28 protein-coding genes are annotated in these 22,910 nt (G+C 66.3%); 14 read left to right on the top strand and 14 right to left on the bottom strand.

Translation table 11 applies throughout. The features are described from left to right. Nucleotides 1-6: 6 nt before the first annotated feature. Complete coding sequence (gene ligD, locus UUA_RS09765; RefSeq protein ID WP_008436395.1) at nt 7-2,553, bottom strand: DNA ligase D; 2,547 nt, start codon at nt 2,551-2,553, stop codon at nt 7-9. Between the two features lie 2 nt (nt 2,554-2,555). Next, a complete protein-coding gene (locus UUA_RS09760) occupies nt 2,556-3,548 on the bottom strand; it encodes an SDR family oxidoreductase (RefSeq protein ID WP_039953812.1) in 993 nt (330 codons plus the stop codon). A gap of 150 nt (nt 3,549-3,698) precedes the next feature. On the opposite strand from UUA_RS09760, the gene UUA_RS09755 reads away from it, so the two are divergent. Both UUA_RS09755 and ku read left to right on the top strand, forming a co-directional pair. Continuing rightward, complete coding sequence (locus tag UUA_RS09755; RefSeq protein ID WP_039953765.1) at nt 3,699-4,190, top strand: DUF6496 domain-containing protein; 492 nt, start codon at nt 3,699-3,701, stop codon at nt 4,188-4,190. 27 nt (nt 4,191-4,217) lie between these two features. After that, entirely contained in the window at nt 4,218-5,162 is a 945-nt protein-coding gene (gene ku, locus UUA_RS09750) for a non-homologous end joining protein Ku (RefSeq protein ID WP_008436390.1), read from the top strand. Between the two features lie 205 nt (nt 5,163-5,367). Here ku and UUA_RS09745 read toward each other — a convergent pair whose 3' ends face one another. Further along, nucleotides 5,368-5,817, bottom strand: a complete 450-nt coding sequence (locus UUA_RS09745; protein ID WP_008436387.1) for a PA2169 family four-helix-bundle protein — start codon at nt 5,815-5,817, stop codon at nt 5,368-5,370. A gap of 197 nt (nt 5,818-6,014) precedes the next feature. On the opposite strand from UUA_RS09745, the gene UUA_RS09740 reads away from it, so the two are divergent. Further along, nucleotides 6,015-6,512 (top strand): hypothetical protein, encoded by a 498-nt coding sequence (locus UUA_RS09740; RefSeq protein ID WP_008436386.1) that lies wholly within the window; start codon nt 6,015-6,017, stop codon nt 6,510-6,512. A gap of 51 nt (nt 6,513-6,563) precedes the next feature. Here the strand turns inward: UUA_RS09740 and UUA_RS09735 are convergent, their stop codons facing one another. Then, nucleotides 6,564-6,938: a response regulator gene (locus UUA_RS09735; protein ID WP_008436385.1), complete on the bottom strand. Its 375-nt coding sequence runs from the start codon at nt 6,936-6,938 to the stop codon at nt 6,564-6,566. Between the two features lie 249 nt (nt 6,939-7,187). Here UUA_RS09735 and UUA_RS09730 point away from each other — a divergent pair, with 249 nt between their 5' ends. Next, on the top strand, nt 7,188-7,559 hold the full coding sequence (locus UUA_RS09730) for a hypothetical protein (protein WP_008436384.1): 372 nt from the start codon (nt 7,188-7,190) through the stop codon (nt 7,557-7,559). 55 nt (nt 7,560-7,614) lie between these two features. Here UUA_RS09730 and UUA_RS09725 read toward each other — a convergent pair whose 3' ends face one another. The 9 genes from UUA_RS09725 to UUA_RS09685 all read right to left on the bottom strand — a co-directional run bounded on the left by UUA_RS09725 (nt 7,615) and on the right by UUA_RS09685 (nt 13,830). After that, a complete protein-coding gene (locus tag UUA_RS09725) occupies nt 7,615-8,598 on the bottom strand; it encodes a tetratricopeptide repeat protein (protein ID WP_008436383.1) in 984 nt (327 codons plus the stop codon). Between the two features lie 212 nt (nt 8,599-8,810). After that, nucleotides 8,811-9,653 carry a sterol desaturase family protein gene (locus UUA_RS09720; RefSeq protein ID WP_008436382.1) on the bottom strand — a complete coding sequence of 281 codons (843 nt, stop codon included), beginning with the start codon at nt 9,651-9,653 and terminating at the stop codon, nt 8,811-8,813. Between the two features lie 44 nt (nt 9,654-9,697). Next, complete coding sequence (locus tag UUA_RS09715; protein ID WP_008436381.1) at nt 9,698-9,943, bottom strand: hypothetical protein; 246 nt, start codon at nt 9,941-9,943, stop codon at nt 9,698-9,700. A 204-nt stretch (nt 9,944-10,147) separates the two neighbouring features. After that, nucleotides 10,148-10,705 (bottom strand): peroxidase-related enzyme, encoded by a 558-nt coding sequence (locus UUA_RS09710; RefSeq protein WP_008436379.1) that lies wholly within the window; start codon nt 10,703-10,705, stop codon nt 10,148-10,150. Beyond that, complete coding sequence (locus UUA_RS09705; RefSeq protein WP_008436377.1) at nt 10,705-11,427, bottom strand: haloacid dehalogenase type II; 723 nt, start codon at nt 11,425-11,427, stop codon at nt 10,705-10,707. The genes UUA_RS09710 and UUA_RS09705 overlap by 1 nt, the downstream gene beginning before the upstream one ends. Nucleotides 11,428-11,452: 25 nt before the next feature. Further along, complete coding sequence (locus UUA_RS09700) at nt 11,453-11,890, bottom strand: hypothetical protein (RefSeq protein ID WP_008436375.1); 438 nt, start codon at nt 11,888-11,890, stop codon at nt 11,453-11,455. Between the two features lie 83 nt (nt 11,891-11,973). Then, complete coding sequence (locus tag UUA_RS09695) at nt 11,974-12,294, bottom strand: EthD family reductase (protein ID WP_008436373.1); 321 nt, start codon at nt 12,292-12,294, stop codon at nt 11,974-11,976. A 158-nt stretch (nt 12,295-12,452) separates the two neighbouring features. Then, nucleotides 12,453-13,247: a cysteine hydrolase family protein gene (locus tag UUA_RS09690; RefSeq protein WP_235605950.1), complete on the bottom strand. Its 795-nt coding sequence runs from the start codon at nt 13,245-13,247 to the stop codon at nt 12,453-12,455. Nucleotides 13,248-13,272: 25 nt separating this feature from the next. Then, nucleotides 13,273-13,830, bottom strand: coding sequence for a carboxymuconolactone decarboxylase family protein (locus tag UUA_RS09685; protein ID WP_008436369.1), 558 nt, complete (start codon nt 13,828-13,830; stop codon nt 13,273-13,275). 140 nt (nt 13,831-13,970) lie between these two features. On the opposite strand from UUA_RS09685, the gene UUA_RS09680 reads away from it, so the two are divergent. The 3 genes from UUA_RS09680 to UUA_RS09670 all read left to right on the top strand — a co-directional run bounded on the left by UUA_RS09680 (nt 13,971) and on the right by UUA_RS09670 (nt 16,849). Then, the gene (locus UUA_RS09680; RefSeq protein WP_039953763.1) at nt 13,971-14,825 is read left to right on the top strand and encodes an AraC family transcriptional regulator; all 855 of its coding nucleotides are present in this window, start codon (nt 13,971-13,973) and stop codon (nt 14,823-14,825) included. A gap of 240 nt (nt 14,826-15,065) precedes the next feature. After that, on the top strand, nt 15,066-15,347 hold the full coding sequence (locus tag UUA_RS09675; RefSeq protein ID WP_008436366.1) for a DUF427 domain-containing protein: 282 nt from the start codon (nt 15,066-15,068) through the stop codon (nt 15,345-15,347). Nucleotides 15,348-15,397: 50 nt separating this feature from the next. Further along, the gene (locus UUA_RS09670) at nt 15,398-16,849 is read left to right on the top strand and encodes a patatin-like phospholipase family protein (protein ID WP_008436364.1); all 1,452 of its coding nucleotides are present in this window, start codon (nt 15,398-15,400) and stop codon (nt 16,847-16,849) included. 106 nt (nt 16,850-16,955) lie between these two features. On the opposite strand, the gene UUA_RS09665 is transcribed toward UUA_RS09670, so the two are convergent. Beyond that, nucleotides 16,956-17,378 carry a hypothetical protein gene (locus UUA_RS09665; RefSeq protein ID WP_008436363.1) on the bottom strand — a complete coding sequence of 141 codons (423 nt, stop codon included), beginning with the start codon at nt 17,376-17,378 and terminating at the stop codon, nt 16,956-16,958. A gap of 256 nt (nt 17,379-17,634) precedes the next feature. Here UUA_RS09665 and UUA_RS09660 point away from each other — a divergent pair, with 256 nt between their 5' ends. From UUA_RS09660 to UUA_RS19985, 7 genes are read left to right on the top strand one after another with little or no spacing between them, the layout of a single operon-like run. Continuing rightward, the gene (locus UUA_RS09660) at nt 17,635-17,931 is read left to right on the top strand and encodes a BufA1 family periplasmic bufferin-type metallophore (RefSeq protein ID WP_008436362.1); all 297 of its coding nucleotides are present in this window, start codon (nt 17,635-17,637) and stop codon (nt 17,929-17,931) included. Nucleotides 17,932-17,939: 8 nt separating this feature from the next. Beyond that, nucleotides 17,940-18,806, top strand: a complete 867-nt coding sequence (gene bufB / locus UUA_RS09655) for an MNIO family bufferin maturase (protein WP_008436361.1) — start codon at nt 17,940-17,942, stop codon at nt 18,804-18,806. Continuing rightward, entirely contained in the window at nt 18,781-19,566 is a 786-nt protein-coding gene (locus UUA_RS09650) for an HvfC/BufC N-terminal domain-containing protein (protein ID WP_008436360.1), read from the top strand. Before bufB ends, UUA_RS09650 begins: the two co-directional genes overlap by 26 nt. Further along, nucleotides 19,563-20,084: a DoxX family protein gene (locus tag UUA_RS09645; protein ID WP_008436359.1), complete on the top strand. Its 522-nt coding sequence runs from the start codon at nt 19,563-19,565 to the stop codon at nt 20,082-20,084. The genes UUA_RS09650 and UUA_RS09645 overlap by 4 nt, the downstream gene beginning before the upstream one ends. A 34-nt stretch (nt 20,085-20,118) precedes the next feature. Beyond that, complete coding sequence (locus UUA_RS09640; protein WP_238533015.1) at nt 20,119-20,709, top strand: RNA polymerase sigma factor; 591 nt, start codon at nt 20,119-20,121, stop codon at nt 20,707-20,709. A gap of 25 nt (nt 20,710-20,734) precedes the next feature. Beyond that, complete coding sequence (locus tag UUA_RS19990) at nt 20,735-21,604, top strand: TVP38/TMEM64 family protein (RefSeq protein WP_008436355.1); 870 nt, start codon at nt 20,735-20,737, stop codon at nt 21,602-21,604. Continuing rightward, nucleotides 21,520-22,875, top strand: coding sequence for a dihydrolipoyl dehydrogenase family protein (locus tag UUA_RS19985; protein ID WP_337999115.1), 1,356 nt, complete (start codon nt 21,520-21,522; stop codon nt 22,873-22,875). Before UUA_RS19990 ends, UUA_RS19985 begins: the two co-directional genes overlap by 85 nt. Nucleotides 22,876-22,910 lie beyond the last annotated feature (35 nt).

The raw sequence follows: 22,910 nt of genomic DNA, 5'->3' as shown, positions 1-22,910 counted from the left end.
ACGGCTTCAGCCGAACTTCTTCATCACCTGGTCGAGGTTCTGGCGCAGCGTGTCCACGCCGGCCCACGGATCGGTGCGCAAACGCGCCAGGCGTTTGGGCGTGGAGCGGATGTCGAAATCGCGGCCGCTTTTCAGCTTGCCCAGCTCGGCCCAGCGCAGCGGCATGGCGACCGGTGCGCCGGGGCGCGCGCGCAGCGAGTACGACGCCACGCTGGTCGCGCCGCGGCTGTTGCGCAGGTAGTCCACATAGATCAGGCCGTTGCGGCGGGCCTTGCTGGCGGTGGCGACGAACTCCAGCGGATGGGCCTGCGCCAGCGTGCCGGCGAACGCCCGCGCGAAGTCCTTCACCTGCGGCCAGGGGCAGCCGGGATTCAGCGGCACCACCACGTGCAGGCCCTTGCCGCCGGTCGTGCGCAAAAACGATTCCAGGCCCAGCTGCGACAGCCGCCGGTGCACCAGCCGCGCTGCGGCCACCACGCGCTCCCAGCCGACGTCATCGCCTGGGTCGAGATCGAACACCACGCGGTCGGCACGGTCGGGCTGCTCGACGGTCGCGCCCCAGGGATGGAACTCCAGCACGCCGAACTGCACCAGCTCGATCACCGAGACGGCGTCGAGCGGGTAGATGTAGGTGGCCTGGGCGCCGGACTCTTCCTTCAGCTTCGCGCTGCCGACGTGCTTCAGGCCCTGGATCATGTGCTTCTGGAAGAAGCAGGCTTTCGCCGTGCCCTCCGGGCAACGGATCACCGACACCGGGCGGCCGGCCACGCTGGGCAGGAACCACCGCATCACGCTGGCGTAGTAGTCGGCCACCTGCTGCTTGGTGATGCCGTCCTCGGGATACACCACGCGATCGGGATGGCTGATGACGATGTCGCCGGTGCTCTGCCCAGCCTGGCGGCGCGTGGCGGCCCTGGCCGGTCGGGCAGGTGCAGGGCGATCGGCGTCGGCCAGGTCTGCGGCGGTCTTGTCGGTACGCATGGTCTTCAGGCTCGGTTGGCGCAACAGGTTCTTGTTGCCGATGCCGCGGTAGTACACCTCGGCCACCGCGACCGGCTTGACCCAGCGCGCGTCGCGCAGCAGCGGGTCGATCGCGGCGAGCTTCACCGTGGGCTGCGCGCTTCCGCGCTCGGCGATGGTCTTGCCCAGTTGCCGCAGCTGTTCGTCACTGAAGCCGGTGCCGACGCGGCCGGCATACACCCAGCCGCTTTTCACCGAGGCGTCGGGCCGCGCCAGCAGCAGCGAGCCGAAGCCGCTGCGGCTGCCCTTGGGCGGCGTGTAGCCGACCACGGCGAACTCGTCGCTGTGCAGCCGCTTGATCTTCAGCCAGTCGTCGCCGCGTCCGGGGCGGTAGGGCGAGTCGATGCGCTTGGAAACGATGCCTTCCAGCTGCTGTTCGGTGGCCATGCGGAACGCGGCTTCGCCATCGCCGAGGGTGTGGCTGCTGAAGGCCAGGTGTTTCGGCGCGTGGGCCAGCAGCTGCTGCAGCAGCGCCTTGCGTTCCAGCAGGCGCACCTGCGAGAGGTCGCTGCCCTCGAGGTAGGGCAGGTCGAACAGCACGTAGGCCAGCGGCAGCTGCGCTTCGCCGGATAGCGTCTGCTGCAGGCCGTTGAAGTCGCTGTGTCCGCGTGCGCCCAGTGCGATCAGCTCGCCATCGAGGCGGGCGGACTGCAGCCCCAGCGATTCCAGCGATTGCACGATGTCCGGCAGCCGGTCGTTCCATGGCTGCGCGTTGCGCGACCACAGCTTGACCTCGCCGTCGGCGATCGCGGCGAGGATGCGGTAGCCATCCCACTTCACTTCATGCAGCCATGCTTCGCCCGAGGGTGGGGACTCGCGCAGGCGAGTCAGCTCCGGTGCGAAGAACGCGTTGGTGGCCGGCCTCGCACGCCCGCCTGGCAGCGCGGCGGCAAGCCTGGCCAGGCGCACGCGCGGTGCCTTGCGGCCTTTCGGCACGCCCGTGCGACGGACGGGGGATCTTCCCGTGGCCGCCTTGTCTGTCGGCGCCTTCGCAGCGGCGCGGGTGCTGCGGACCATTTTCGCGTCGAGCAGGTCGTCCGCTTCCACGTCGCCGGCAAAGCGGTCCTTCGCCTTGATCAGGAACCACGCCTGCTGGCGTTCCCTGCGGCCGCTGCGTACCAGATGCCAGCCGCCCTTGAGCCGCTTGCCGAACAGCTCGAAGCGCAGGTGGCCCTTGCGCAACTGCGCCTCGGCGTCGCCCTCGCTGGCCCACACGCCGGTATCGAACTGGTCGACGTGGCCCTTGCCGTAGCCGTGCTCGATGTCGCCCTCGAAGCCTGCGTAGGAAAGCGGATGGTCTTCCACCTCGACCGCCAGGCGCTTCACCTGCGGGTCGTAGCTTGGTCCTTTCGGCACCGCCCAGCTCTTCAGCACGTTGCCCACCTGCAGGCGGAAATCGAAGTGGCGGCGGCTGGCGTGGTGTAGCTGCACCACGAAGATGGCGCGGTGGTCCATGCCGGCCGCCATGTCGCCGGCCGGTTCGCGCGTCCGGGAGAAGTCGCGCTTGCGTTGGTACTCCCGCAGGCTGTCCATGGTCAGCTGGTCGGGCCGCCCATCACCGGCAGCACTGCGCCGGAGATGTAGCTGGCGCAGGAGGGCGCGGCGAGGAAGACGTAGGCTGGTGCCAGCTCCTCCGGTTGCGCGGGGCGGCCCATTGCGCTGGATTTGCCGAAGTCGCGCAAGCGCTCGGCTGACTGGTCGGCGGGGTTCAGCGGCGTCCACACCGGCCCGGGCGCCACTGCATTCACGCGGATGCCGCGCGTCACCATGTTCGCTGCCAGCGCCTTGGTGAACGCGTGGATGCCGCCCTTGGTCATCGAGTAGTCGAGCAGTTTGTCGTTGCCGAACAGGCCGGTCTCCGAGCCGGTGTTGATGATCGAGCAGCCGCTGCCCAGATGCGGCGACGCCGCCTTGGCCATGTGGAAATAGCCGTACAGGTTGGTGCGCAACGTCTCGTCGAAGTGCGCTTCGCTGATCTCCTCGATCGAGTCGGCGTGCTCCTGGAACGCGGCGTTGTTGACCAGCACGGACAACTTGCCGAACGCCTCCACCGTCTGTGCCACGGCGTCGAGGCAGAATGCCAGGTCGCGCACGTCGCCCGGAATCAGCAGGCAGCGCTGGCCCTCGCCTTCGACGTAGTCGCGGGTTTCCTCGGCATCGGCATGTTCGTTGAGGTAGACGATGGCCACGTCGGCTCCCTCGCGCGCAAACAGCACGGCCACCGCGCGGCCGATGCCGGAGTCGCCGCCGGTGATCAGCGCGGCCATGCCGGCGAGCTTGCCGCTGCCCGCATAGGTCGGCGCCAGGAATTGTGGCCGCGGGTCGAGCTGCTGTTCGCGGCCGGGCTTCTGCTGATGCTGCGGCGGCTGCCCGCCTTTCGACTTGCCTGTTTTCGGGGCAGGCTGCTGCGCGGCGTCTTTCCCGGGTGTCTTGCGCTCCACGTTGTCCTCGACGGCAGCCTGGATCGCGCGCTGGCGTTCGGCGGTGACCTTGGCCCCCTTGGTGGCGGTGCGCTTGCTTGCAGCCATGGTGCAGACCTCCATCGCGGGAACGTCCACACGCTAGCGAGGCCGGCGTACGCCACAGGTGAAACGCGGGTTACGGCGTTTTTTACAGCCTGTCCACGCCGATGCCGCAATAGTCCACGTGCAGAAACCTTTTCGCCGCCGGAGATTGTCATGCCAGAGAGTCGTACCCGTCGGGCCGCGGCCAAGGACAAGAAAGAAGGAAAGTCCCCCAGCACCCAGGCCGGGGAATATGTGCATGAGGAGATCAAGCACGTGCGCGAGGGCAAGCATGGCGCAAGATCGACCAAGCAGGCGATCGCCATCGGCCTGTCCAAGGCCCGGCGCGCCGGCGTGAAGGCCAGGCCCGGCAAGAACGCCAGCAAGTCGACTAGGAAGAAGGCGGCACAGGACGAAGCTGCCTCGCACGAGCACCACAAGCCCGCAGCGAAACGTTCGCGGGCGACCAGCAAGGCGCTGAAGAAGGAAGGCCACAAGGCCGCCTCGAAATCGGCGTTGTCCGCGCACGCCAGGCGCAGTGCGTCGAAGCGCAGCGCCAGCTCGCGCTCGGCGGCGGCCAAGAAGGCGGCGCACGCCAAGGGTGCCGCGGGCCGCTCGGCAGCGGCGAAGAAAGCGGCCAGGACGCGCGCCAGGAAGGCCTCCTGACCGCGCCACTGGTGGAGGAAACGAACCATGGCACGTCCCATCTGGACCGGAACCCTGTCGTTCGGCCTGCTCAACGTCCCGGTCTCGCTGATGCCCGGCGAGCGTAGCGTCGACCTGCATTTCCGCATGCTGGACAGCCGCAGCAACACGCCGGTGCGCTACGAGCGCGTCAATGCCGAAACCGGCGAGGAAGTGCCGTGGAAGGAGATCGTCAAGGCCTTCGAGTATTCCAAGGGCAACTACGTCGTGCTGGAGCCGGAAGACATCAAGTCGGCCGCGGCGGACGGCCGCGAAGTGGTCGACGTGAGGACGTTCGTGCGGGCCGATGCGATCGGCCCGGAATACTTCGAGAAGCCGTATGTGCTGGTGCCGGGCAAGAAGGCGGAGAAGGGCTATGTGCTGTTGCGCGAAACGCTCGAACGCACCGGCCGGATCGGCATTGCGCGGGTGGTGATCCGCACGCGCGAGTACCTGTCCGCGGTGATTCCGCGCGGCCATGCCCTGGTGCTGATGCTGATGCGTTATCCACAGGAGCTGGTGGATACCGCCGACTACAAGATTCCCGAAGGGGCAGCGGCGAACTACCGCATTTCATCCCGCGAGATCGAGATGGCCGGGCAACTGGTCGAGTCGATGAGCGACGAATGGAACCCTGCGGATTACCGCGACGAGTTCCGCGATCGCCTGCGCAAGGTGATCGAGAAGCGGATGCGCTCCAAGGGCGTGGTCGCTACCGAGACCGAAGAGGAGGCCGCGATGCCGGAGAACGCCACCACCAACGTGGTCGATTTCATGTCGCTGCTGCAGAAGAGCCTGGCCAGCCACCGGCGCACGCCAGCGAAAAAGAGCGCCGCGAAAGCTGCCGGAAAATCCGGCAAGGGCGCACGCGCAGGCAAGCCAGCCACCAAGAAGAAATCATCGACGAAGAAGGCAACGGCAAAGAAGCCCTCTGCCACCCGCAAGGCGAGCTGACCTTGCGGGCGCGGTGGGCAGAAGCTGCGCATAGCGGACCTTCCCATGCAGCGGCCTCCCATCGAGGGAGCCGCGAGATGCCGATGCCTGTCGTTCGAGAGCATCGACTCCAGTGGGTGCGCGGGGCTGCGGTGCCCGGGCTGCGGAAGGCGCCCCGCCAAGCGGGGACGACTTGCGAAGCTGCGCCGGTCGGCGCAGGCGCAGCTCAGCCGTGGAAGGCCCGCTTGATGTCACGCATCTGGTCATGTCCGTTGCGCACCGAGGTATACATGTCGGCGATGACCGCCTCGGTATCCGCCGAAATATCCTTGTCGTTCATGGCATGCTCGAACTTCGACTTGAGGTGGTCCTCGCCGCGCTCGACCTCGTCGACCACCGCCTTGTTGTCGTTCGACGTGAGGCTGGTACGCAGGTTGACGAACATGCGGTGCGCCGAAGCGGCCACCGTGCCGTCGTTCGCGGGATCGCCACCCAGCAGCCGCACGCGCTTCTGCAGCGTCGAAGCCACCTGCCTGCGCTCGTCGGCGCGTTCCCTGAAAAGCGAGACGAGTGGTTCGCTCCTGGCATCCCTGGCCGCTTCCGCATAACCGTCTGCGCTGTCCAGCGTGGTCTCGATCAGGCTGTTGAGGGTCTTGATGTCGTGGTTGCTCTTCATCGGAAGTTCTCCTTCGGAGAGTGTTGTCGTGAGTCGTATTGGAACCGACCTCGCGTGACGGGTGCGGCACGATTTCGTTCAATAACGTTTGCCGCCGCAATCACGCGAAGCGCACAAGCAGGCAGAGAAGTTCTCACGCACCGGTCACCGCAGCGCCGCCAGAATCGCGCGGTGCTCATCGAAAAACGGGAGCAGACATGAAGACACGTCATGTATTCAGCACCGACGATATTCACGCCGCCCGCTTGGCCATCGACGCGCTGCGCCGGGTGGGGTGGCCCGACGACGATATTTCGCTGGTGGCACGCCAGGACATCGAGAACGACCAGATTCCCGACGACCGCCAGGACACCAGCGGGGATTTCAGTCGCGGCGGCTTCAAGGGCCTGCTGGCTGGCGGTGGCAGTGGCCTGCTGGTGGGGCTGATCGCCGTCGCCGTTCCTCCGCTGGGCGTCACCCTCGCCGGCGCGGCAGCGATGACCGCCGCCGGTGCGGCGGTGGGTGGCTGGGTGGGCATGCTGACCGGCACCGCCGAACCTGGTCCGGTCCGGCGCCGGTTTGAGGACGAGATTGCCGCCGGCCACGTGCTGGTCGCCGTCGACGGCAAACCGGACCAGCTGGCCAAGGCCGAGGCGGTGCTGCTCGAGCTGGGCGCCCGGCCGCTGCCATTCAATGCGCCAAGCGCCCTTTCCTGAGGGCGCTAGCACTGCATCTTTCTTCTTCGCTTTCTTCGCCTGGATCGCGCGTCACGCCAGGTGGGCGCGACTGGCGGCGCAGTCGATGGCGGAAAGCAGCTCGAGCCGGCCGTAGGGTTTGCGCAGGAACACCACCTTCAGCTGCCCGGCGATCAGCGAGGCCTCGTTGTCGGCGGAGGTGGGCACGATGGGGAAGGCGGCGTTGTCACGACGCAGGTGGCTGATCAACGAGGTGCTCTGCTCGCCGCAACCGAGGTACATGTCGGCCACCAGCATGCCGATGTCTTGCCGCTCGCGCGATATGGCCAGGCCGGTAGCAAGGTCGTGCACGGCCACCACGTCGTACCCGGCATGATTCAGCAGGAGGCGGGTGACCTCGCGGGTAGCGGCATCGTTCTCCACCAGCAGAACGCGATTGGCAGACATGGCACCGATCCCCGCGATTTGCCGGAAGTGCAACCGTCGCACCGGAAGAGTTCTGTCCCTGTGAATGCGCTCATGGTCCGCGCCGATGCGTACTTGGCGACGCGAGCGTGCAAACGGATGCATCGTGCGATGCGTGGCCGAGGCAATGTCGTGACTGTCTCGACATGAAGCTGGCTAGACGAAATGCACATCGGGACTTAACCGGCGTGGCCGCAGGCTGGCTCACGTTCCCGCAGCCGGAGAAGTGCCATGTCCGACCATGACCGCAAGGACCTTCCCCATCTGAACAACCCGCGCGGCGATGTCGAGAACGAGACCCCGGAAACGCGTCGGCGGCGCCGGGACAAGACGAACAAAAACCAGGACGAGGCCCTTGAGGAAACCTTTCCGGCCAGCGACCCGGTTTCACCGTTCATCCCGGCCAAGATGCCGGAGCCCGAAGCGAGAACCGGCAGCGTCACCTACGACGGGCGCAGCTACGAGTTGGGTGATATCCGCGCCCGCATGGACGCCGAACTGGTCGCCGCTATCGTGGACATGCCCGGCAGCGACCAGGATTTCTTCAACGCCTATCTGCTTGCCCACGCCGACAAGTACGGCGAGCGTTTCCGCGTGAGTTGAGCAAAGCGCAGGCGCGGGCCGGGGACAAACCTGGAACGTGCGGTCAGCGGGTGTCCTACAGTGAGGCGTCGGCCTGCTGCTTCAGGCGCTCCAGCAGTTGATTGACCTCGGGGTTGTCCGGATTCGCGGCATGCAGCTGTTCGAGCAGGGCGCGGGCCTGCGCCGGCTTGTTCTGCCGGTAGAGCGTTTGCGCCATGCCCTGCATGGCGTCGTTGTCCTGCGGCGCCAGTTTCAGCGCCTGCCCGAAGGCGGACCCGGCGCCGTCCAGATCGTCCAGGCGCAGCAGCGCGAAGCCCAGGCCGTTCCAGGAGTCGGCCTTGACGTCGGCCATGCCGGTTGCCTGCCGGAACTGATCGCGCGCCAGCATGTTGTCGTTGCGGCGCAGCTGGATCCAGCCGGTGAGCACGTACGCGGCGTAGTCCATGGGCTGCACGCTGCCCAGCTCACGCAGTGCACCTTCGTAGTCGTCCTGTTCGAACAAGCCTTGGGCGCGCTCGTTGGCAAGCTGGCGCGGCGTGCGGTTGTGCCCGATCGAACCGTCGAACTGGCGCGTATCGACCTGGCCTGCGTGCTGTTCCAGGTAGTCGCGCACGCTGCGGGCGCGGTGCAGGCCGAGGTAACAGTGGATGTACACGGTGCCGTCGGCGGCGATGGCTGCTTCGGCGGCAGCGCGGGAATTGCGCTCGTAGTCGGCACCGAAGCGCTGCCCCAGGATGCTGCCCATCGGGAAATTGAGCACGCGGATGCCGAGCTGCTCCGCTCGCGCCTTTTCCTGATCCAGCAGCACCGACTCGTAGGGCAGGCTGGGGTTGAGCAGGCTGATGATGGTGGTGACGCCATGCGCCTTCAGGCGGGACATGTCCGCATCCACCGGATAGGGGCCGAACACGAAGCGCGCGGCGGTGACCGACTGCTGCGCCCGCCACGGCTGCACCACGAAGCTGGCCGGATGCAGCAAAACCCAGACTCCGGCAGCAGCGCCAAGCAAGGCCACGCCGACAGCCAGCAGCAGCCACTTGCGTCCAAGCGATATCTTCATTTCCCCTCGCCCCTGTGTTGCGCACCCGCAGTCGGTGAGTCGCACGCCATGCAGCCATGCCCGGCCACGAGGTCATGCCACGGTGTCCTGCAGGGCAAACGGTTGTGACGCGGTCCCGCACCGCGCTCACCGCTTGCAACAATAACAAGCTTGGTCAGTTCCGACGAGCGGACGGATGCGCGGGCGCGGAACCCCGATCCGGCCCGCCATGGTCAGAGGCCGGATGATGGGCGGTTGTTCTGATCAGCGCCCCGGCCGATGCGAAAAGGCTGCCACAACATCCGGTCCAGGCGCAGCTCGCGCGGGTCGCGGAACTGGTGGATGCCGATGGTCATGTTGATGTGGCCATCGCGCGGCTGCGCACGATAGGTGCCGAACAGGCGATCCCACCAGGACAGGTTGAAGCCGAAGTTGGAGTTGGTCTCGTCCGGATGCCAAGAGTGATGCACGCGATGCATGTCCGGCGTGACGAGGATCCGGCGCAGCAGGTGATCCAGTGGCAGCGGCAAGCGGACATTGCCGTGGTTGAACATCGAGGTGGCGTTCAGCAGCACCTCGAAAACCAGCACGGCCGTCGCGGGCGCGCCCAGCGCCACGATGACGCCGAGCTTGATGCCCAGCGACAGCAGGATTTCCAGCGGATGGAAGCGTACGCCGGTGGTCAGATCGAATTCGAGGTCGGCGTGATGCATCCGGTGCAGCCGCCACAAGGCTGGCACCGCGTGGAACAACACGTGCTGCAGATAGATGGCTAGATCGAGCAGGAGTACCGATGCGCCGAGCGCCAGCCAGTTGGGTGCTTTCAGCACATGCAGCAGCCCCCACCCAGGGGTCTCGGCGTACAGCGCCACGCCGACGGCGGCGGTGGGAAGGAGCAGCCGCACCAGCAGGCTGCTGAGCACGACGATACCGAGATTGCCGGGCCAGCGCCGCCATCGACCGATCGCCTGGCGCCGTCGGGGCGCCAGTGCTTCCCACAGCGCCATCACGGCGAAGATGCCGGCGAAGGCACCCAGCCGGATCGCAGGTTCGTGGGCAAGCAGAAACGGGGCCATCGTCGGGTGCCCTGGTCAGGAGGCCGGATCGATCGTCGAGGGCATCATCCAGCCTTGTCCGATTCCGCTCCGGCCTGGCGGGATATCAGTCCGAGATTGGCGACCGCGAACGGGGTGAGCAGATTCATGGCGATCTTGATCACCAGCTGCGCGTTCCACGGTCCAGCCAGCAGCTGGCCACCGAGGTTGAACACGCTCAGCCACACACCCACCAGCAGCGCCACCATGCAGGTCCGTTTCAGATGGGGAGGGTGGAACACCACCCTCAGGATGTGGCGCAGCGTCAGCATGTCATGGTCTTTCCGGCAGGCCGGCATGGAACGGGACCCGGCAGCAGATCGTGAAGCGGGCAGTGGCGCGCAGGACGGGAACGCCGCATTACCCGCGCCGGAACCACCCGCGCAGGCAACCCTACCACTGAGCATGACGTCGCGTGACAAGCATGAGGTGGCTTGTCTTGTCCGGCCCGGGTGCCGCTATGAGCGGGAACCGCTTCATTCGTCGGCATAGCCGCTGATCTCTTCCGAGTCGGCTTCCACGCCAAGGCCCAGCGCGATGCGATTGACGAAGTTGAAATAGGCGGTGACCAGGTTGATGCGCAGGATATCCGGGTCGGTGAGTCCTTCCGCGCGCAATGCCGCCACCTGCGCCTGATCCATCGTCGACGGGGCGGCGGTGAGCTTTCGCGCGTACAGCAGCATCGCGCGCAGCCGCAAGTCGGCGAGCTGGTCGGGTGCGGTGCTTACAGTGGCCAGCACGGCCTCATCCTTCTCGTAGCGGTGCAGTGCTTCCAGATGATGCGCGACGCAATAGGCGCAGCCGTTGGCAGCGGAAACCACCACCGCAATGGCCTCGCGCTCGCGCCGGCTCAGCGGGCCGGGGGAGAACATCAGATGCATGTACAGGTCGAGATGGTGCTGCAGGGCGCCCGGATCGAGGCTGTGCACGCGGAGAATGCGCGCCACCTTGCCGCGTTGCTTCCTGATGGCGTCGTAGATGTCCCGCAGCGGACCATGTGCCTCGCTTTCGGGTGTTTCGCTGATCCAACTCATCAATCCGCTCCTCTGCGAGTGTCGTCGATGCCGGCAACTGGCGGCTCTCCCACGACGTGCCGCCGTGCCTGCTCGAGATCAGGCACAACGGGCGCCGTAATCCACGGGTATTCCGGTGGACGCCTGGCCCGGTTGATCCACAACGCATGCCAGTTTGAGGAGGCCGCGCCGGCGACATCCCAGGCGTTGGACGAATGAAAGGCGATGGCCGACGGTGCGACGCCGAATGCGTCGGCCGCCGCCGCGTAGACGCGGACATCGGGCTTGAATACCTGCAGTTCGTGCACGGAATACACCACGTCGACGAGGTCGCCGAGCTGCGCGGCGGTCAGCGCCGTCTGCAGCATCGAACGGGTGGCATTGGAAAACACGGCAACGCGCATCCCCGCCGCGCGGTATCCGGCCAGGGCGCGGGGTACCTCGGGGTAGGCATCCAGCTCGCGGTAGGCGTCCAGCAGCGCCGAGCGCAGCGCGGCATCACGGCGACCCGCGGCGGCCAGGGCGTAATCCAGTGCTTCTCCGGTTACCTGCCAGAAATCCGCATAACGCCGCATCAGGCTGCGGGTCCAGGTGTATTCAAGCTGCTTCTGCCGCCATCGCCCGGATATGTCTTCGGCCTTCGGGCCCATGCGATCGGCCAGCCGGGCTACCGCCGAGTGCACATCGAACAAGGTGCCGTAGGCGTCGAATACCGCGATGTCGGGGTGTGTCATGGTGACCATGCCTCCATCAGTTTGGGGAGGAGGTTCAGGAATGGCCCGGGTTGCCGCGAGCGACTTGTCTGCGGCCGTCGATCGTCATGCTGTCGGCATCGCGCAGCAGATAGAGCGCCACGTATCCGGCAAGCATGGGCCAGGCGGCGAAGAACAGCAGATTGGTGCCTTCGTAGGGGTGCGCGTATTGATGCCAGGCGGACAGCGTCGAGACGGCATGCAGCAGCAATACCGCACCGTAGCTGTAACGCCGCGCGAGCCCGGCAACAAAGGCCAGAAGAAGTACCAGCTCCATCGCCCCGATCATGAAGAAGGCGCCCTGGCCGAGGCCGGTGACGGCGTAAAAATGGCTGAATACACCGGCGCTGTGTTCGGGCCGGATGAATTTGTCCAGCGTCCACATCAGCATCACGAGAAAGATCGACAGGCGCAGCCCAAGCAGTGCCCGGCCCAGCCGTTTCGGTGAGTTCATGGGATGGATCTCCGATGAAGACGAGGGCGACAGACTGACGGTCATCCTTTTGCCGAATGGATGAATTGACAACGCAAGGCCGGTCAGCCGCGCTCGACCATCACCTCGCTGGTCTGTATGACCGGCGTGATGTCCGTGAAATTGGGAAGGTCGGCCATGAGTTCGGCGGCGTGCGGTCCGAAGCCGTTCTGAAAGGCTTCCACCGAGTCACAGAAAATATGGCTCATGCCGATGTAGGCCGGAGCTGCCCCGGGCGCCCCGCCGGCCAGCCCCTTGTCGATCGAGTAGTACCGGCAGCTCTCGCTCATGCGTTGCTTCACCAGCGGCATGTGCGTGTCGCGGTAGTACGCATGGTCGAACCGTGCTTCCGGGGCATCGGGGTACATCACACTGACCTTGATCATGGTTTTCCTGCTCATGGTTGGGGAGCACTTCGCGCGCGCCAGGGAATCTGTCGGTACGCTTTGCTTCTGCTCGAACGCAGGGGTGCGCCCTGCTGGTGTTCGATGCAATCGACCCGGGCAGTCCTTCCTTCCCGGAAGGGCTGCACGGTCGAAGGCGGTTACCTGGTGGCGAGGATGGCGTCCTTCGCTTCCTGGGTGGTCACCACGTCATTGGCGATCATCTGGAAGTTCGTCAAAGCGGCGGCGTAGCCGTCGAGCCCCGGCAATTGCGCGGCAGCGGTGGCGTCCTTCACCACTTCGACTTCGAAACCTTGCTCCAGCAGTTCCCTCAGGTGGCTTTCGACACAGAGGTTGGCCGACATGCCGGCGAGTATCACCTTCGAAATGCCGTGCTTGCGAAGCTGCAACGCCAGATCGTTCGTCTGTGGGCCGTAGACCTTGTGCGGACTGGTGACGATGGTCTTGCCGTCATTGATGTACTTCTTGTACTGCGGCATCCAGTCGGCGCCGGAGTTCTCGAACCCGTCGAGGCTCAGGGGGCCCTTGCGGTCGAACATGCCGATCTTGTGCATCGCCACTTCAAGCGGGCCACCGAATTTCCAGCCGTGGTCCCACGGATAGTAGTAGTGGGGCGAAATGACGACCAGCATGTTGCTGTCCTTCGCGGCCTTGAACAGGGTGTCGAGGTTTTCAACGGTGTGGTTGGCCTCGACGCTCTTGCCGACCAGCCCCCAGGTCACGCCCTTGGGGCTGAGGAAGTCGACCTGCGGGTCAATCACGACCAGCGCGGTATTGGCGTGGTCGACCTGCATGGTGGTCTTGGGAAGTTGTGCATGGGCGGGGCCGGCTGCGAAACCGATACCCGCGGATGCCGCAAGAAGTGTGAGAGTCTTTTGCATGTAGTGCATGGACCTGATTTCCTGATGATTGGGTATGCTGCGGGCCGAATGCATCAGTCCGCGGTGTTTGCCGAAAACTTCACGCCTGGCGCTTCCATGCCTCGCTGGCGAACTGCTCGTTGGTCCGGGTTCCGGTCAGGTGGTTGGCGTAGTTGCTGAGCGTCTTCATGGCGACGCCAAGCACCACTTCCAGCGCCTGCTGGTGGGTGAAGCCGGCCTTGAGGAAGGCCTGCAGCGGGGCTCCGGCCACCCAGCCGCGCTCCTTCACCATGCGGCGGGTGAACGTGGCCAGGGCTTCCAGCCGGGCGTCGGGCAGGGTGGTGCGGTTGCGCAACGCGTCGACGACCGCATCGGGAGCCTTGGCTATCTTGCGAGCGATCACTGAATGGGCGGCGACGCAGAATTCACATCCGTTTTCCACGCTGGCGGCCAGCAGCACTACCTGGCGTTCCACCGGGTTGAACGAAGTCTTGTCGAACTGCGCGGAAAGCCCGAAGTAGGCTTCCAGCGCCGCCGGCGCGTTGGCGAGGTTGGCATACAGGTTGGGCACAAAGCCCATCTTGTCGCGTGCGCCCCGCAGCAGCGGGCGTGCTGCTTCCGGGGCGGAATCGGGGGTCTGCAAGGTGAATTCGCTCATGGTTCATACTCCATGGATGGGTTGATGGATGGCCGATCGAATGACGAACCGGCCATGGGCATACTTTGGCCCTCGACCGCAAACGCAACCATGTCCGCAACGCGCGCATGCTTGTCTCCGCGTCTTGATCTGGAGCCGCCGTGGACGAACTGAGTGAATTGATGCGGCACCTCCGCCTGCAGACGCGCGTGTTCCACCGGACCACGCATTGCGGGCAGTGGGTGGTCGATGGCGAATACGAGCGCAAGGCGATGTTCCACCTGGTGGCCACCGGCCGCTGCGTGATGCGGCATGACGGCAGTGCCGATGACATCCTGCTTCGGGCCGGCGACGCAGTACTGTTCAACCGCCCGCTGGACCATTGCCTGATCGCGTCGGTGGACGCCGACGGCGACGTTCCCACGCTGCTGCTGTGCGGCTACTTCGAGTTCGACTCGCCGTTGTCGGAAGTGCTGCTGGCTTCGCTGCCGGCGCAACTGTTGCTTCGGCACGCTCCGCAGCCGGATGGCGGGGACTCCGGCGCTCCGGCGGCCCTGCTGCAGTTGATCGTCGCCGAAGCGGAGTTGAACGGTCCCGGCGCGATGGCGCTGATGGACAAGCTTTCCGATGCGCTGTTCATGTACGCGCTGCGGCAGTGCCTGGCCGCCGGCACGGTCGCGCACGGGCTGCTGACCGCGATTTTCGATCCGCATCTCGGCCCGGCCTTGCTGGCCATCCATCGGGATCCGCAGCAGCCCTGGACGGTGGCGATGCTCGCCGACCGGGTGCATCTGTCGCGGGCGGCATTCGCCCGGCGATTTGCCCACTCGACCGGGGCCACCCCGATGGGGTACGTCACTGGCCTGCGCATGCAGCAGGCGAAGTCGGCGCTGGCCGAGCGCAGTGTCAGCGTGGCCGAAGCGGCGGTGATCGCCGGTTATGCGACGGAGGCGGCCTTCAGCCGCGCCTTCAAGCGCCTCCACGGACACTCGCCGGGTGTCTCGCGATCGCTTTGAAACTTCGTTGAATCCTTCGGCCGGTCCGGTCCCTCTATCGGCTGAGGGCGTCGCGCGGCAGCGGGAAATCCATGGCCATTCCCCCGCATCCGTTGCCATGGATTCCGAGCCTGCCTGAGCTGCCGCGCGCGTCTTCACCGCTGATGACGAATCACCCGGCTGGCGTGAACGGGCGGCAGCATCGGTTCCGGTTTTTTCCGACACCCTGCAACCTCGACCAACCGCAACGAGGAGATACCCATGCGCGCCACGTGGCAAGGCAGCGTGATCGCCGAGAGCGAGCACACGATCGTGATCGAGGGCAATCACTATTTCCCGCCGGAGTCGCTCAGGCGCGAGCACCTGCGCGACAGCACCCGGCATTCGGTGTGTTCCTGGAAAGGCACGGCCAGCTATTTCGATGTGGTGGTCGACGACGAGGTCAATCCTGCGGCGGCGTGGTACTACCCGCAGCCCAAGCCGGAAGCGGCGGAGATCCGTGGATACGTCGCGTTCTGGCACGGCGTCACGGTGCGCGCCTGAAACCACCCAGGCCGGGGACGGACCATGCCGACCGCAACGCGGACAAGGCCGTGACGCCTGCGTCCCGTCATCTGCCGTGCGGCTGGCCATTCCTGCTGCTTGGCCTCGCGCTGTGTGTGCTGGCCGGTTGCGCCACGCGGACCTGGAATACCCGGATCAAGCCGGCCGGGGTGGAGGATCGCTACGAATTCAGGACGCGATTCCCGCACGCTCCCCGCGACACCTTCGTGGTGCTTGCGTTTTCCGGCGGGGGCACCCGCGCGGCTGCCTTCAGCTACGGTGTGCTGGAAAAGCTGCGCGACACCGAGGTCCCGTCAGGCGGCCAGCCGACGCGATTGCTCGACCTGGTCGATGTGGTCACCTCGGTTTCCGGCGGCAGCTACACCGCGGCGTATTACGGCCTGTTCGGCGACCGCATTTTTGGTGACTTCCGGACCCGCTTCCTCTATCGCGACTGGCAAGGCGAGCTGCTGGGCCTGCTGGGGCGCCCGGATCATCTGTTGTCGATTGCCGGCCGCCACTACAACCGCAGCGATCTGGTTGCCGCCTATCTCGACCGGACCCTGCTGGAGGGCAAAACATTCGCCGACATGTCGCCGGCGGGCCTGCCGATGGTCATTCTCAACGCCAGCGACCTGAACAACGCCACCACGTTTTCCTTCATCCAGCAGCAGTTCGATTTTCTCTGTTCGGATCTGTCGACCTATCCGGTGGCCAACGCGGTGATGGCATCGGCTGCCGTGTCGGGGTTGTTCGCGCCGATCGCGTTGCGCAACTATCCCGATTGCCCGCAACGACACCAGCCTTGGATAGCGCAGTCGCTGGCGCACGATGATCTGCTGTCACGCCGCCATGCCGTGGCGCTGGCATTGTCGCGCTACGACGAGCCGGAACGGATGCCGATCCTGCGCTTGGTCGACGGCGGCATCACCGACAACCTCGGCGTACGCGGCTCGATGATGAGTCCGGTGGCGCAGTACGGCAACGTGCCGGACATGGCCGGTGCCTTCACGCCGGAACAGCTGCGCCGTGTGCGGCATGTGCTGGTCATCGTCGCCAATGCCCAGGTCTATGCGCCCTACCCATGGTCCGAACGGGGGCGCGCTCCGGGAACGATCGATACCTTGCGCGCCTCGTTCGACGCTTCACTGGGCATACTCAACAACGAGACCGCGGCGCTGGCGAAGAACGGCTTCCTGATGTGGGCACGCCACGTCAACGCGCTGCGTCCGGCGGGAGCCCCCACGGTGGACGTGAACTTTGCCGTGCTGACCTTCAGCCAGATCGAGGACCGTGCCGAACGGCAGCGATTCAATGCGATGCCGACGGCATTTCACCTGCATGCCGACCAGGTCGATGCGCTGCGCTCGCTGGCCGGGCGCTTGCTGACTCAGGCGCCGGAGTTTCAGCACTTCCTGCGCGAACTGCGCGATGAGCAGTCTGCCTTGGTGGATCCACATGCCACGACCGCTGCAGGGCCGGCGGGGCTTGGACGGCGATGACCCTGCCGGCGATGGAATGTGCGTCCACCCATGGATGGCAGGAAGCCGGCTCGCGTCGGTCGTCAGTGGCGGTACGCGGCTGATGCCGTTCCCCGCCACCGCAGACTCAGGCGGCAGTTCCGGGTACCTCGCGCTGTCCCCGCAACCAGCGCCACGAGTCGAGCGCGTCGAACGCCAGCGAAATGCCGTTGATGAGCAACAGGGCGATCGCGAGGGCCAGTTCGGCCGTTGACGGCGGTAGATTGCCGGCGGCACCGGAGATGCGCAGAACCAACGCGATTTCCAGCGGAACCCAGGCCAGCAGGTGCGGCAGCGACATTGCCCGGCTCATGCCGCCGGCGAACCACATGATCGGCAGGTTGGTGGCCACCACAAAGAGGGCGGCCGCGGCACCCGCACGCCCGCTCCAGGTGTCCAGCAGCAGGAACGGCAACACGTTGACCGGTATCAGCACGAAGCCTACCCAGACCTGTACCCAGCGGGGCAGGCTGCGATACGAGTGCCAGATTTTTGCCGGTCTGTGGTTCATTCGTGCAGCTTGACGCCATCGAGGGCCGCGTTGCAATCGGTACGCCGCGGCCGCAGGTCGGCGCCCGCACCAGTATGTTGCCCGCCGACGGATGATGTTGCCGTGGCGGCGCAGCCGACGCCTGCCGCCTTGCCGCCTTGCTGCCTGATTAACTCGATGGCACGTATGCAGCACACCCGTATCGTGAATCCTTTGGCCTTCCAGGCGGCTCTATGAGGTGCCGGATGCCCCGGCTCACCTTACGGAGATACCCATCATGAACTACGACAGTCTGCTCAAGGTCGCCCTGGCCGGTGCGCTGACCCTTGGCGTGGCATCGGTCGCCACCGCCAGCCCGGCACCGAACGGCGCGAACGACACGAAGTCGGCCAACATGGCCATGGTCAAGTGCTACGGCATCAATGCGGCGCACAAGAACGACTGCAAGTCGCCGGGGCATTCGTGCGCCGGCCAGGACAGCAAGGCGCGCGACGCCAACGCGTTCGTGGCCTTGCCGGCCGGCCTGTGCGAGAAGATCGACGGCGGCTCCACCACACCGACTGAGAAGGGCTGAGTCAGGCCATGAGCTGCCTGCTGCCCCATGCGCAGCACCCGATCCCGGCAGCCGCCGGGATCGGCTTGCGCGCGCCGCACATCGCCCGGGTACTGCAGGAGCGGCCGCGGGTGCCGTGGTTCGAGGTGCACAGCGAGAACTATTTTGCCGCCGGCGGGCCGATGCACGCGGCGCTGGAGCGCATCCGCGCCGACTATCCGCTCAGTCTGCACGGCGTCGGCCTGTCGCTGGGCTCGGCCGATGCGCTCGATGTTGCGCACCTGGGCCGCCTGCGGCAGCTGGTCGACCGCTACCAGCCCGCGTTGGTCTCGGACCACATCTGCTGGGGCGCCATCGGCGGCATCCACCTGAACGATCTGTTACCCCTGCCGTATACGTGGGAAGCGCTGGACCTGGTGGTCTCGCGCGTGCAGCAGGTGCAGGACGCGCTGGGGCGCGAGTTCCTGGTCGAGAACGTTTCGAGCTATCTCAACTTCCGCCATGCCGACATGCCGGAGTCGGCCTTCGTCGCCGAACTGGTACGCCGCAGCGGCTGCGGCCTGCTGCTGGACGTGAACAATGTTTACGTCAACAGCGTCAATCACGGTTTCGACCCGGGCGAGTACCTGCGCGCCATGCCGCATGCCTCGGTGCGCGAGATCCACCTCGCCGGCTTTCTGCGCAAGGACCGCCTGCCGGTGCCGCTGCTGATCGACAGCCACAGCCGTCCGGTCGCCGACGAGGTATGGGCGCTCTACCGCGAGGCGCTGGAACTGTGCGGACCGCAGCCGACCCTGATCGAATGGGACCAGGATATTCCCGAACTGGAGGTGCTGCTGGCCGAAGCCGCCCGTGCCGAGGAGGAGCTGCATGCCTGCCGCACCGCGATTGCATGAACTGCAGCAGGGCTTCGCCGCGGCCGTGCTGGGCCACGGCGACGACGTGGCGGCATGGATCGACGGCGCCGGGCTGGACCCGGCGGCGCGGCTGCGCATCTACCGCAACGCGGTGGCCGCGACCCTCGAGGCGGCCCTGCACGACACTTTCCCCACCGTGCACGCGCTGGTGGGCGAGGATTTCTTCGACGCGATGGCGGCGCGTTACCGGCAGCGGCATCCCTCGACCTGCGGCAACCTGCAGTCGTTCGGCGGCGCGTTGCCCGGGTTCATCGAGGCGATGCCGCAGGCCCGGTCGCTGGGCTACCTGGCGGACATCGCGAGGCTGGACTGGCTGCGCCAGCTGACCGTGCTGGCGCCGGATGCGACGCCCGCCGACGCCCACGCCGCCGCCGACGCGGCTGCAGTGGAACCGCGCCAGCTGCACCTGCGCTTGCATCCGAGCCTGCATCTGCTGCACAGCCGCTGGGCCGTGCTCACGCTGTGGCGTTGGTGCCAGTCGCCCGTCGGGCCCGCTCCGCGTCCCGATCGGGGTGGCGAGAGCGTCCTGCTGTGGCGTGATGGCGGCGAGGTGGTCATGGCTGCCGTCGACCCCGCCACGTTCCGCTGCATCGACGTGCTGGCCGCGGGCGGCGACGTGGCTGCAGCCCACCGGGCGGCCATGGACCTGGATGCCGCTTTCGATCTTCAACCCTGCCTGCGGGACCTGCTCGTGCAGGGCCTGGTCGTGGCGTTCAACAACCAAGAGGGCTGCACATGAACAAGCTGCTGTGGCGCACGAGTGGTTACTACCGGCAACTGGCGGCGGCACTGTCGAGCCTGGGGCCGGTGGTGCTGTTGCTGTTCCGGGTGTGGGTGGCGCTGGCGTTCTGGCGCGCCGGTGTGGTGAAGCTCGACGATCCGGCGGGTACGTCCTACCTGTTCAACAACGAATATCACGTGCCCCTGATGTCCGGCGACACCGCGGCGTTCCTCGGCACCTGGATCGAGCTGGTCGCGCCGTGGTTCCTGCTGCTGGGGCTGGGCGGGCGGCTGACCGCGGGGTTCCTGTTCATCTACAACATCATGGCCGTCGTTTCCTATCCGGATCTGTGGCCGCACGGTTTCTGGGCCGGCCTGGTCGGCAACGATTTCAGCGACCACAAGGTCTGGGCGATGATGCTGCTGGCGGTGATCGCCTGGGGACCGGGCGCGTTCTCGCTCGATCGGATCCTCGAGCGATTCCGGCCCATGGACCGGCGGTGCGACGGCGCGGAGGCCGCGGTACGGGCAGGGTAGCCGGCCGTGCCGGTCAATCCGCTTGAATCCTTTGATGCGCCGGAGTCCTCTATGGGGCGGGAGAACAGGAATCTCCGCCATTTGCACCATCGAGCAACCGAGCAAAGGTTCACCCATGCGACATGACCCGGCCCTCCTGGAATCCGCGCGGCAAGGCGACCTCGCTGCCGTCGAGCGGCTGCTGACCGTCTGCCGGCCCGACCTGCGGCGCATTGCCCAATCGCAATGCGCCAGCAGCGTGGACCCGGACGATGCGGTGCAGGAATCGTTGCTGCTGATCTACCGCCGGCTCGGCACGCTGCGCACGATCGCCGCGTTTCCTGCCTGGGCCTTCTCGATCGTGCGCCACGAATGCCACCGGTTGCTGCGCGCGATGCGCGGGCAGGTCGCGTTGCCGGAGCCGGATCATGCCATTTTCATCTATGTCGAGCATCTCGATCTGCGCTCGGACCTGGCCGCCGCCATCCAGTCGCTGCCGGAAAAATACCGGGAGGCGATCATTCTTCGCGATTTCGAGGAGTACTCGATCAGCGAGATCGCCGGCCAGCTCCTGCTGACGCGGGAGGCGGTCAAGAGCCGCATCCATCGTGGCCGCCAGATGGTCCAGGAATATCTCAGGGACTGAGCGCCGCCGACCGGATTCCGTACGCATGAAAAGTCGCACCACGATCCTCCGCTGGCTGATCGTCATCGGCCTGTCCGGTGCGGTCGCCGTGTTCTTCGCACTGGGTTGGCAGCACCAGTTCACGCTTGCTGCGCTGAGGGCGCACCTGCTCGCGCTGGAGGCTTTCCGGCAGACTCATCCGTGGCTGCTCGGTGGCGGGTTTTTCGCGCTGTATGTGGCGGTCACCGCGTTGTCGCTGCCGGTGGCCACCTTGCTGACCCTGGCCGGCGGCGCGATGTTCGGCCTGCTGGAAGGCACGCTGCTGGTGTCGTTTGCCTCCAGCATCGGCGCGACGCTGGCCTTCCTGGCCAGCCGGTTCGTCTTTCGCGACATGGTGCAGCGGCGCTTCGGCCAGCGCCTGCATGCGGTCGACGAGGGTATCCGGCGCGAAGGCGCCCTGTACCTGTTCACGCTGCGGCTGGTGCCGGTGATCCCGTTCTTCGTGGTGAATCTGCTGATGGGATTGACCAGGCTGCCGCTGCGCACCTTCTACTGGGTCAGCCAGCTAGGCATGCTGGCGGCGACCGTGGTGTTCGTGAATGCCGGCACCCAGCTGGCCAGCCTGAACTCGCTGGCGGGCATCGTCTCGCCCCGCATCGCCGGTTCGCTGGTCCTGCTAGGGGTGTTCCCGTGGCTGGCGCGCTGGAGCGTGGCGCGGGTGAAGCGGCGGCGGCTCCATGCAGGCTGGCCGGCGCCGAAGCGTTTCGATCGCAACCTGGTGGTGATCGGCGCCGGTTCGGCGGACTGGTCAGCGCCTACATCGCCGCCGCCGTGCGGGCAAAGGTCACCCTGGTGGAAAGCGACGCGATGGGCGGTGACTGTCTCAATACCGGTTGCGTGCCATCGAAGGCGCTGATCCACGCAGCGCGGCTGGCGGCGCAGGCGCGGGGCGCGTCGCGCGTCGGGGTGGATGCCGGCGACATCAGGGTCGATTTCCGTGCCGTGATGGACAGCGTGCGGCGCGCCGTGCAGGCCGTGGCGCCGCACGATTCGATGGAACGCTATCGCGGGCTGGGCGTGGACGTGCAGCATGGCCATGCACGCATTGTGTCGCCGTGGACGGTCGAGATCGACGGCAGGCCTGTCACCACGCGTGCCATCGTGATCGCCACCGGCGCCGAACCGGTGGTGCCGGATCTGCCGGGGCTGGCCGAAGGGGGCTATCTCACCTCCGAAACGCTGTGGCAGCTGCAGGACCCGCCCGGGCGCCTGCTGATACTGGGTGGCGGTCCGATCGGCTGCGAGCTTGCGCAGGCATTTGCCCGACTCGGTACGCAGGTCATCCAGGTACAGAGCCAAGGGCGCCTGCTGGTGCGCGAGGACGACGAGGTATCCGCCTTCGTGCGGGCGCGCCTGTCGGCCGATGGCGTGGACGTGCGTACGGACTGCCGTGCCGTGGCGGTCGAGCGCGACGGCGGGCAATACGCGCTGGTCTGCGACCACCAGGACCGGCGCGCAAGAATCCCCTTCGATACGCTGCTGGTGGCGGTGGGGCGCAGGCCCCGCGTCGCCGGCTTCGGGCTGGAGGAGCTGGGCATTCCCGTGACCGGGACGGTGGATACGGATGCGTGGCTGGCCACGCTGTATCCGAACATTTATGCCTGCGGCGACGTCGCCGGGCCCTACCAGTTCACCCACGTCGCCGCTCACCAGGCGTGGTACGCCGCGGTCAATGCGCTGTTCGGCTCGATCTGGCGTTTTCGCGTCGACTACGCGGTGATTCCGGCGGTGACCTTCGTCGATCCGGAGGTGGCGCGCGTCGGCCTCAACGATCGCGAGGCGCAGGCGCGGGGCATCCCGTTCGAGACCACGCGCTATGAACTGGACGATCTGGACCGGGCGATCACCGAGGATCAGGCGCATGGCTTCGTGAAAGTGCTGACCGCACCGGGCAAGGATCGCATCCTGGGCGCGACCATCGTGGGCCAGCATGCAGGCGAGATGCTGGCCGAGTTCGTGCTGGCGATGCGCCATGGGCTGGGGCTTGAAAAGATCCTTGGCACCATCCACGCGTATCCGACCTGGGCCGAAGCCAACAAGTACGCGGCGGGAAACTGGAAGAAGGCCCATGCGCCCGAACCTACGTTGCGCTGGCTGGCCCGTTATCACGCCTGGCGGCGGAAGTGAGGATGGCATGAGGAATCACGACTTCGAACACCACC

The organism is Rhodanobacter thiooxydans LCS2 (genome assembly GCF_000264375.1).
Lineage (GTDB): Bacteria > Pseudomonadota > Gammaproteobacteria > Xanthomonadales > Rhodanobacteraceae > Rhodanobacter > Rhodanobacter thiooxydans.
This window is presented reverse-complemented; position numbering and strand designations above follow the sequence as displayed.

Excerpts from the sequence above, each read along its gene's own strand:
- UUA_RS09690 (WP_235605950.1), bottom strand. The coding sequence starts at position 13,247 with ATGCATTCGGCCCGCAGCATACCCAATCATCAGGAAATCAGGTCCATG.
- UUA_RS09695 (WP_008436373.1), bottom strand. The coding sequence starts at position 12,294 with ATGATCAAGGTCAGTGTGATGTACCCCGATGCCCCGGAAGCACGGTTC.
- ligD (WP_008436395.1), bottom strand. The coding sequence starts at position 2,553 with ATGGACAGCCTGCGGGAGTACCAACGCAAGCGCGACTTCTCCCGGACG.
- UUA_RS09660 (WP_008436362.1), top strand. The coding sequence starts at position 17,635 with ATGAACTACGACAGTCTGCTCAAGGTCGCCCTGGCCGGTGCGCTGACC.
- UUA_RS09675 (WP_008436366.1), top strand. The coding sequence starts at position 15,066 with ATGCGCGCCACGTGGCAAGGCAGCGTGATCGCCGAGAGCGAGCACACG.
- UUA_RS09730 (WP_008436384.1), top strand. The coding sequence starts at position 7,188 with ATGTCCGACCATGACCGCAAGGACCTTCCCCATCTGAACAACCCGCGC.
- UUA_RS09740 (WP_008436386.1), top strand. The coding sequence starts at position 6,015 with ATGAAGACACGTCATGTATTCAGCACCGACGATATTCACGCCGCCCGC.
- UUA_RS09685 (WP_008436369.1), bottom strand. The coding sequence starts at position 13,830 with ATGAGCGAATTCACCTTGCAGACCCCCGATTCCGCCCCGGAAGCAGCA.
- UUA_RS09640 (WP_238533015.1), top strand. The coding sequence starts at position 20,119 with ATGCGCCGGAGTCCTCTATGGGGCGGGAGAACAGGAATCTCCGCCATT.
- UUA_RS09665 (WP_008436363.1), bottom strand. The coding sequence starts at position 17,378 with ATGAACCACAGACCGGCAAAAATCTGGCACTCGTATCGCAGCCTGCCC.
- UUA_RS09715 (WP_008436381.1), bottom strand. The coding sequence starts at position 9,943 with ATGCTGACGCTGCGCCACATCCTGAGGGTGGTGTTCCACCCTCCCCAT.
- UUA_RS09755 (WP_039953765.1), top strand. The coding sequence starts at position 3,699 with ATGCCAGAGAGTCGTACCCGTCGGGCCGCGGCCAAGGACAAGAAAGAA.
- UUA_RS09710 (WP_008436379.1), bottom strand. The coding sequence starts at position 10,705 with ATGAGTTGGATCAGCGAAACACCCGAAAGCGAGGCACATGGTCCGCTG.
- ku (WP_008436390.1), top strand. The coding sequence starts at position 4,218 with ATGGCACGTCCCATCTGGACCGGAACCCTGTCGTTCGGCCTGCTCAAC.
- bufB (WP_008436361.1), top strand. The coding sequence starts at position 17,940 with ATGAGCTGCCTGCTGCCCCATGCGCAGCACCCGATCCCGGCAGCCGCC.
- UUA_RS09705 (WP_008436377.1), bottom strand. The coding sequence starts at position 11,427 with ATGGTCACCATGACACACCCCGACATCGCGGTATTCGACGCCTACGGC.
- UUA_RS09735 (WP_008436385.1), bottom strand. The coding sequence starts at position 6,938 with ATGTCTGCCAATCGCGTTCTGCTGGTGGAGAACGATGCCGCTACCCGC.
- UUA_RS19990 (WP_008436355.1), top strand. The coding sequence starts at position 20,735 with ATGAAAAGTCGCACCACGATCCTCCGCTGGCTGATCGTCATCGGCCTG.
- UUA_RS09645 (WP_008436359.1), top strand. The coding sequence starts at position 19,563 with ATGAACAAGCTGCTGTGGCGCACGAGTGGTTACTACCGGCAACTGGCG.
- UUA_RS09725 (WP_008436383.1), bottom strand. The coding sequence starts at position 8,598 with ATGAAGATATCGCTTGGACGCAAGTGGCTGCTGCTGGCTGTCGGCGTG.
- UUA_RS09720 (WP_008436382.1), bottom strand. The coding sequence starts at position 9,653 with ATGGCCCCGTTTCTGCTTGCCCACGAACCTGCGATCCGGCTGGGTGCC.
- UUA_RS09745 (WP_008436387.1), bottom strand. The coding sequence starts at position 5,817 with ATGAAGAGCAACCACGACATCAAGACCCTCAACAGCCTGATCGAGACC.
- UUA_RS09650 (WP_008436360.1), top strand. The coding sequence starts at position 18,781 with ATGCCTGCCGCACCGCGATTGCATGAACTGCAGCAGGGCTTCGCCGCG.
- UUA_RS09760 (WP_039953812.1), bottom strand. The coding sequence starts at position 3,548 with ATGGCTGCAAGCAAGCGCACCGCCACCAAGGGGGCCAAGGTCACCGCC.
- UUA_RS09700 (WP_008436375.1), bottom strand. The coding sequence starts at position 11,890 with ATGAACTCACCGAAACGGCTGGGCCGGGCACTGCTTGGGCTGCGCCTG.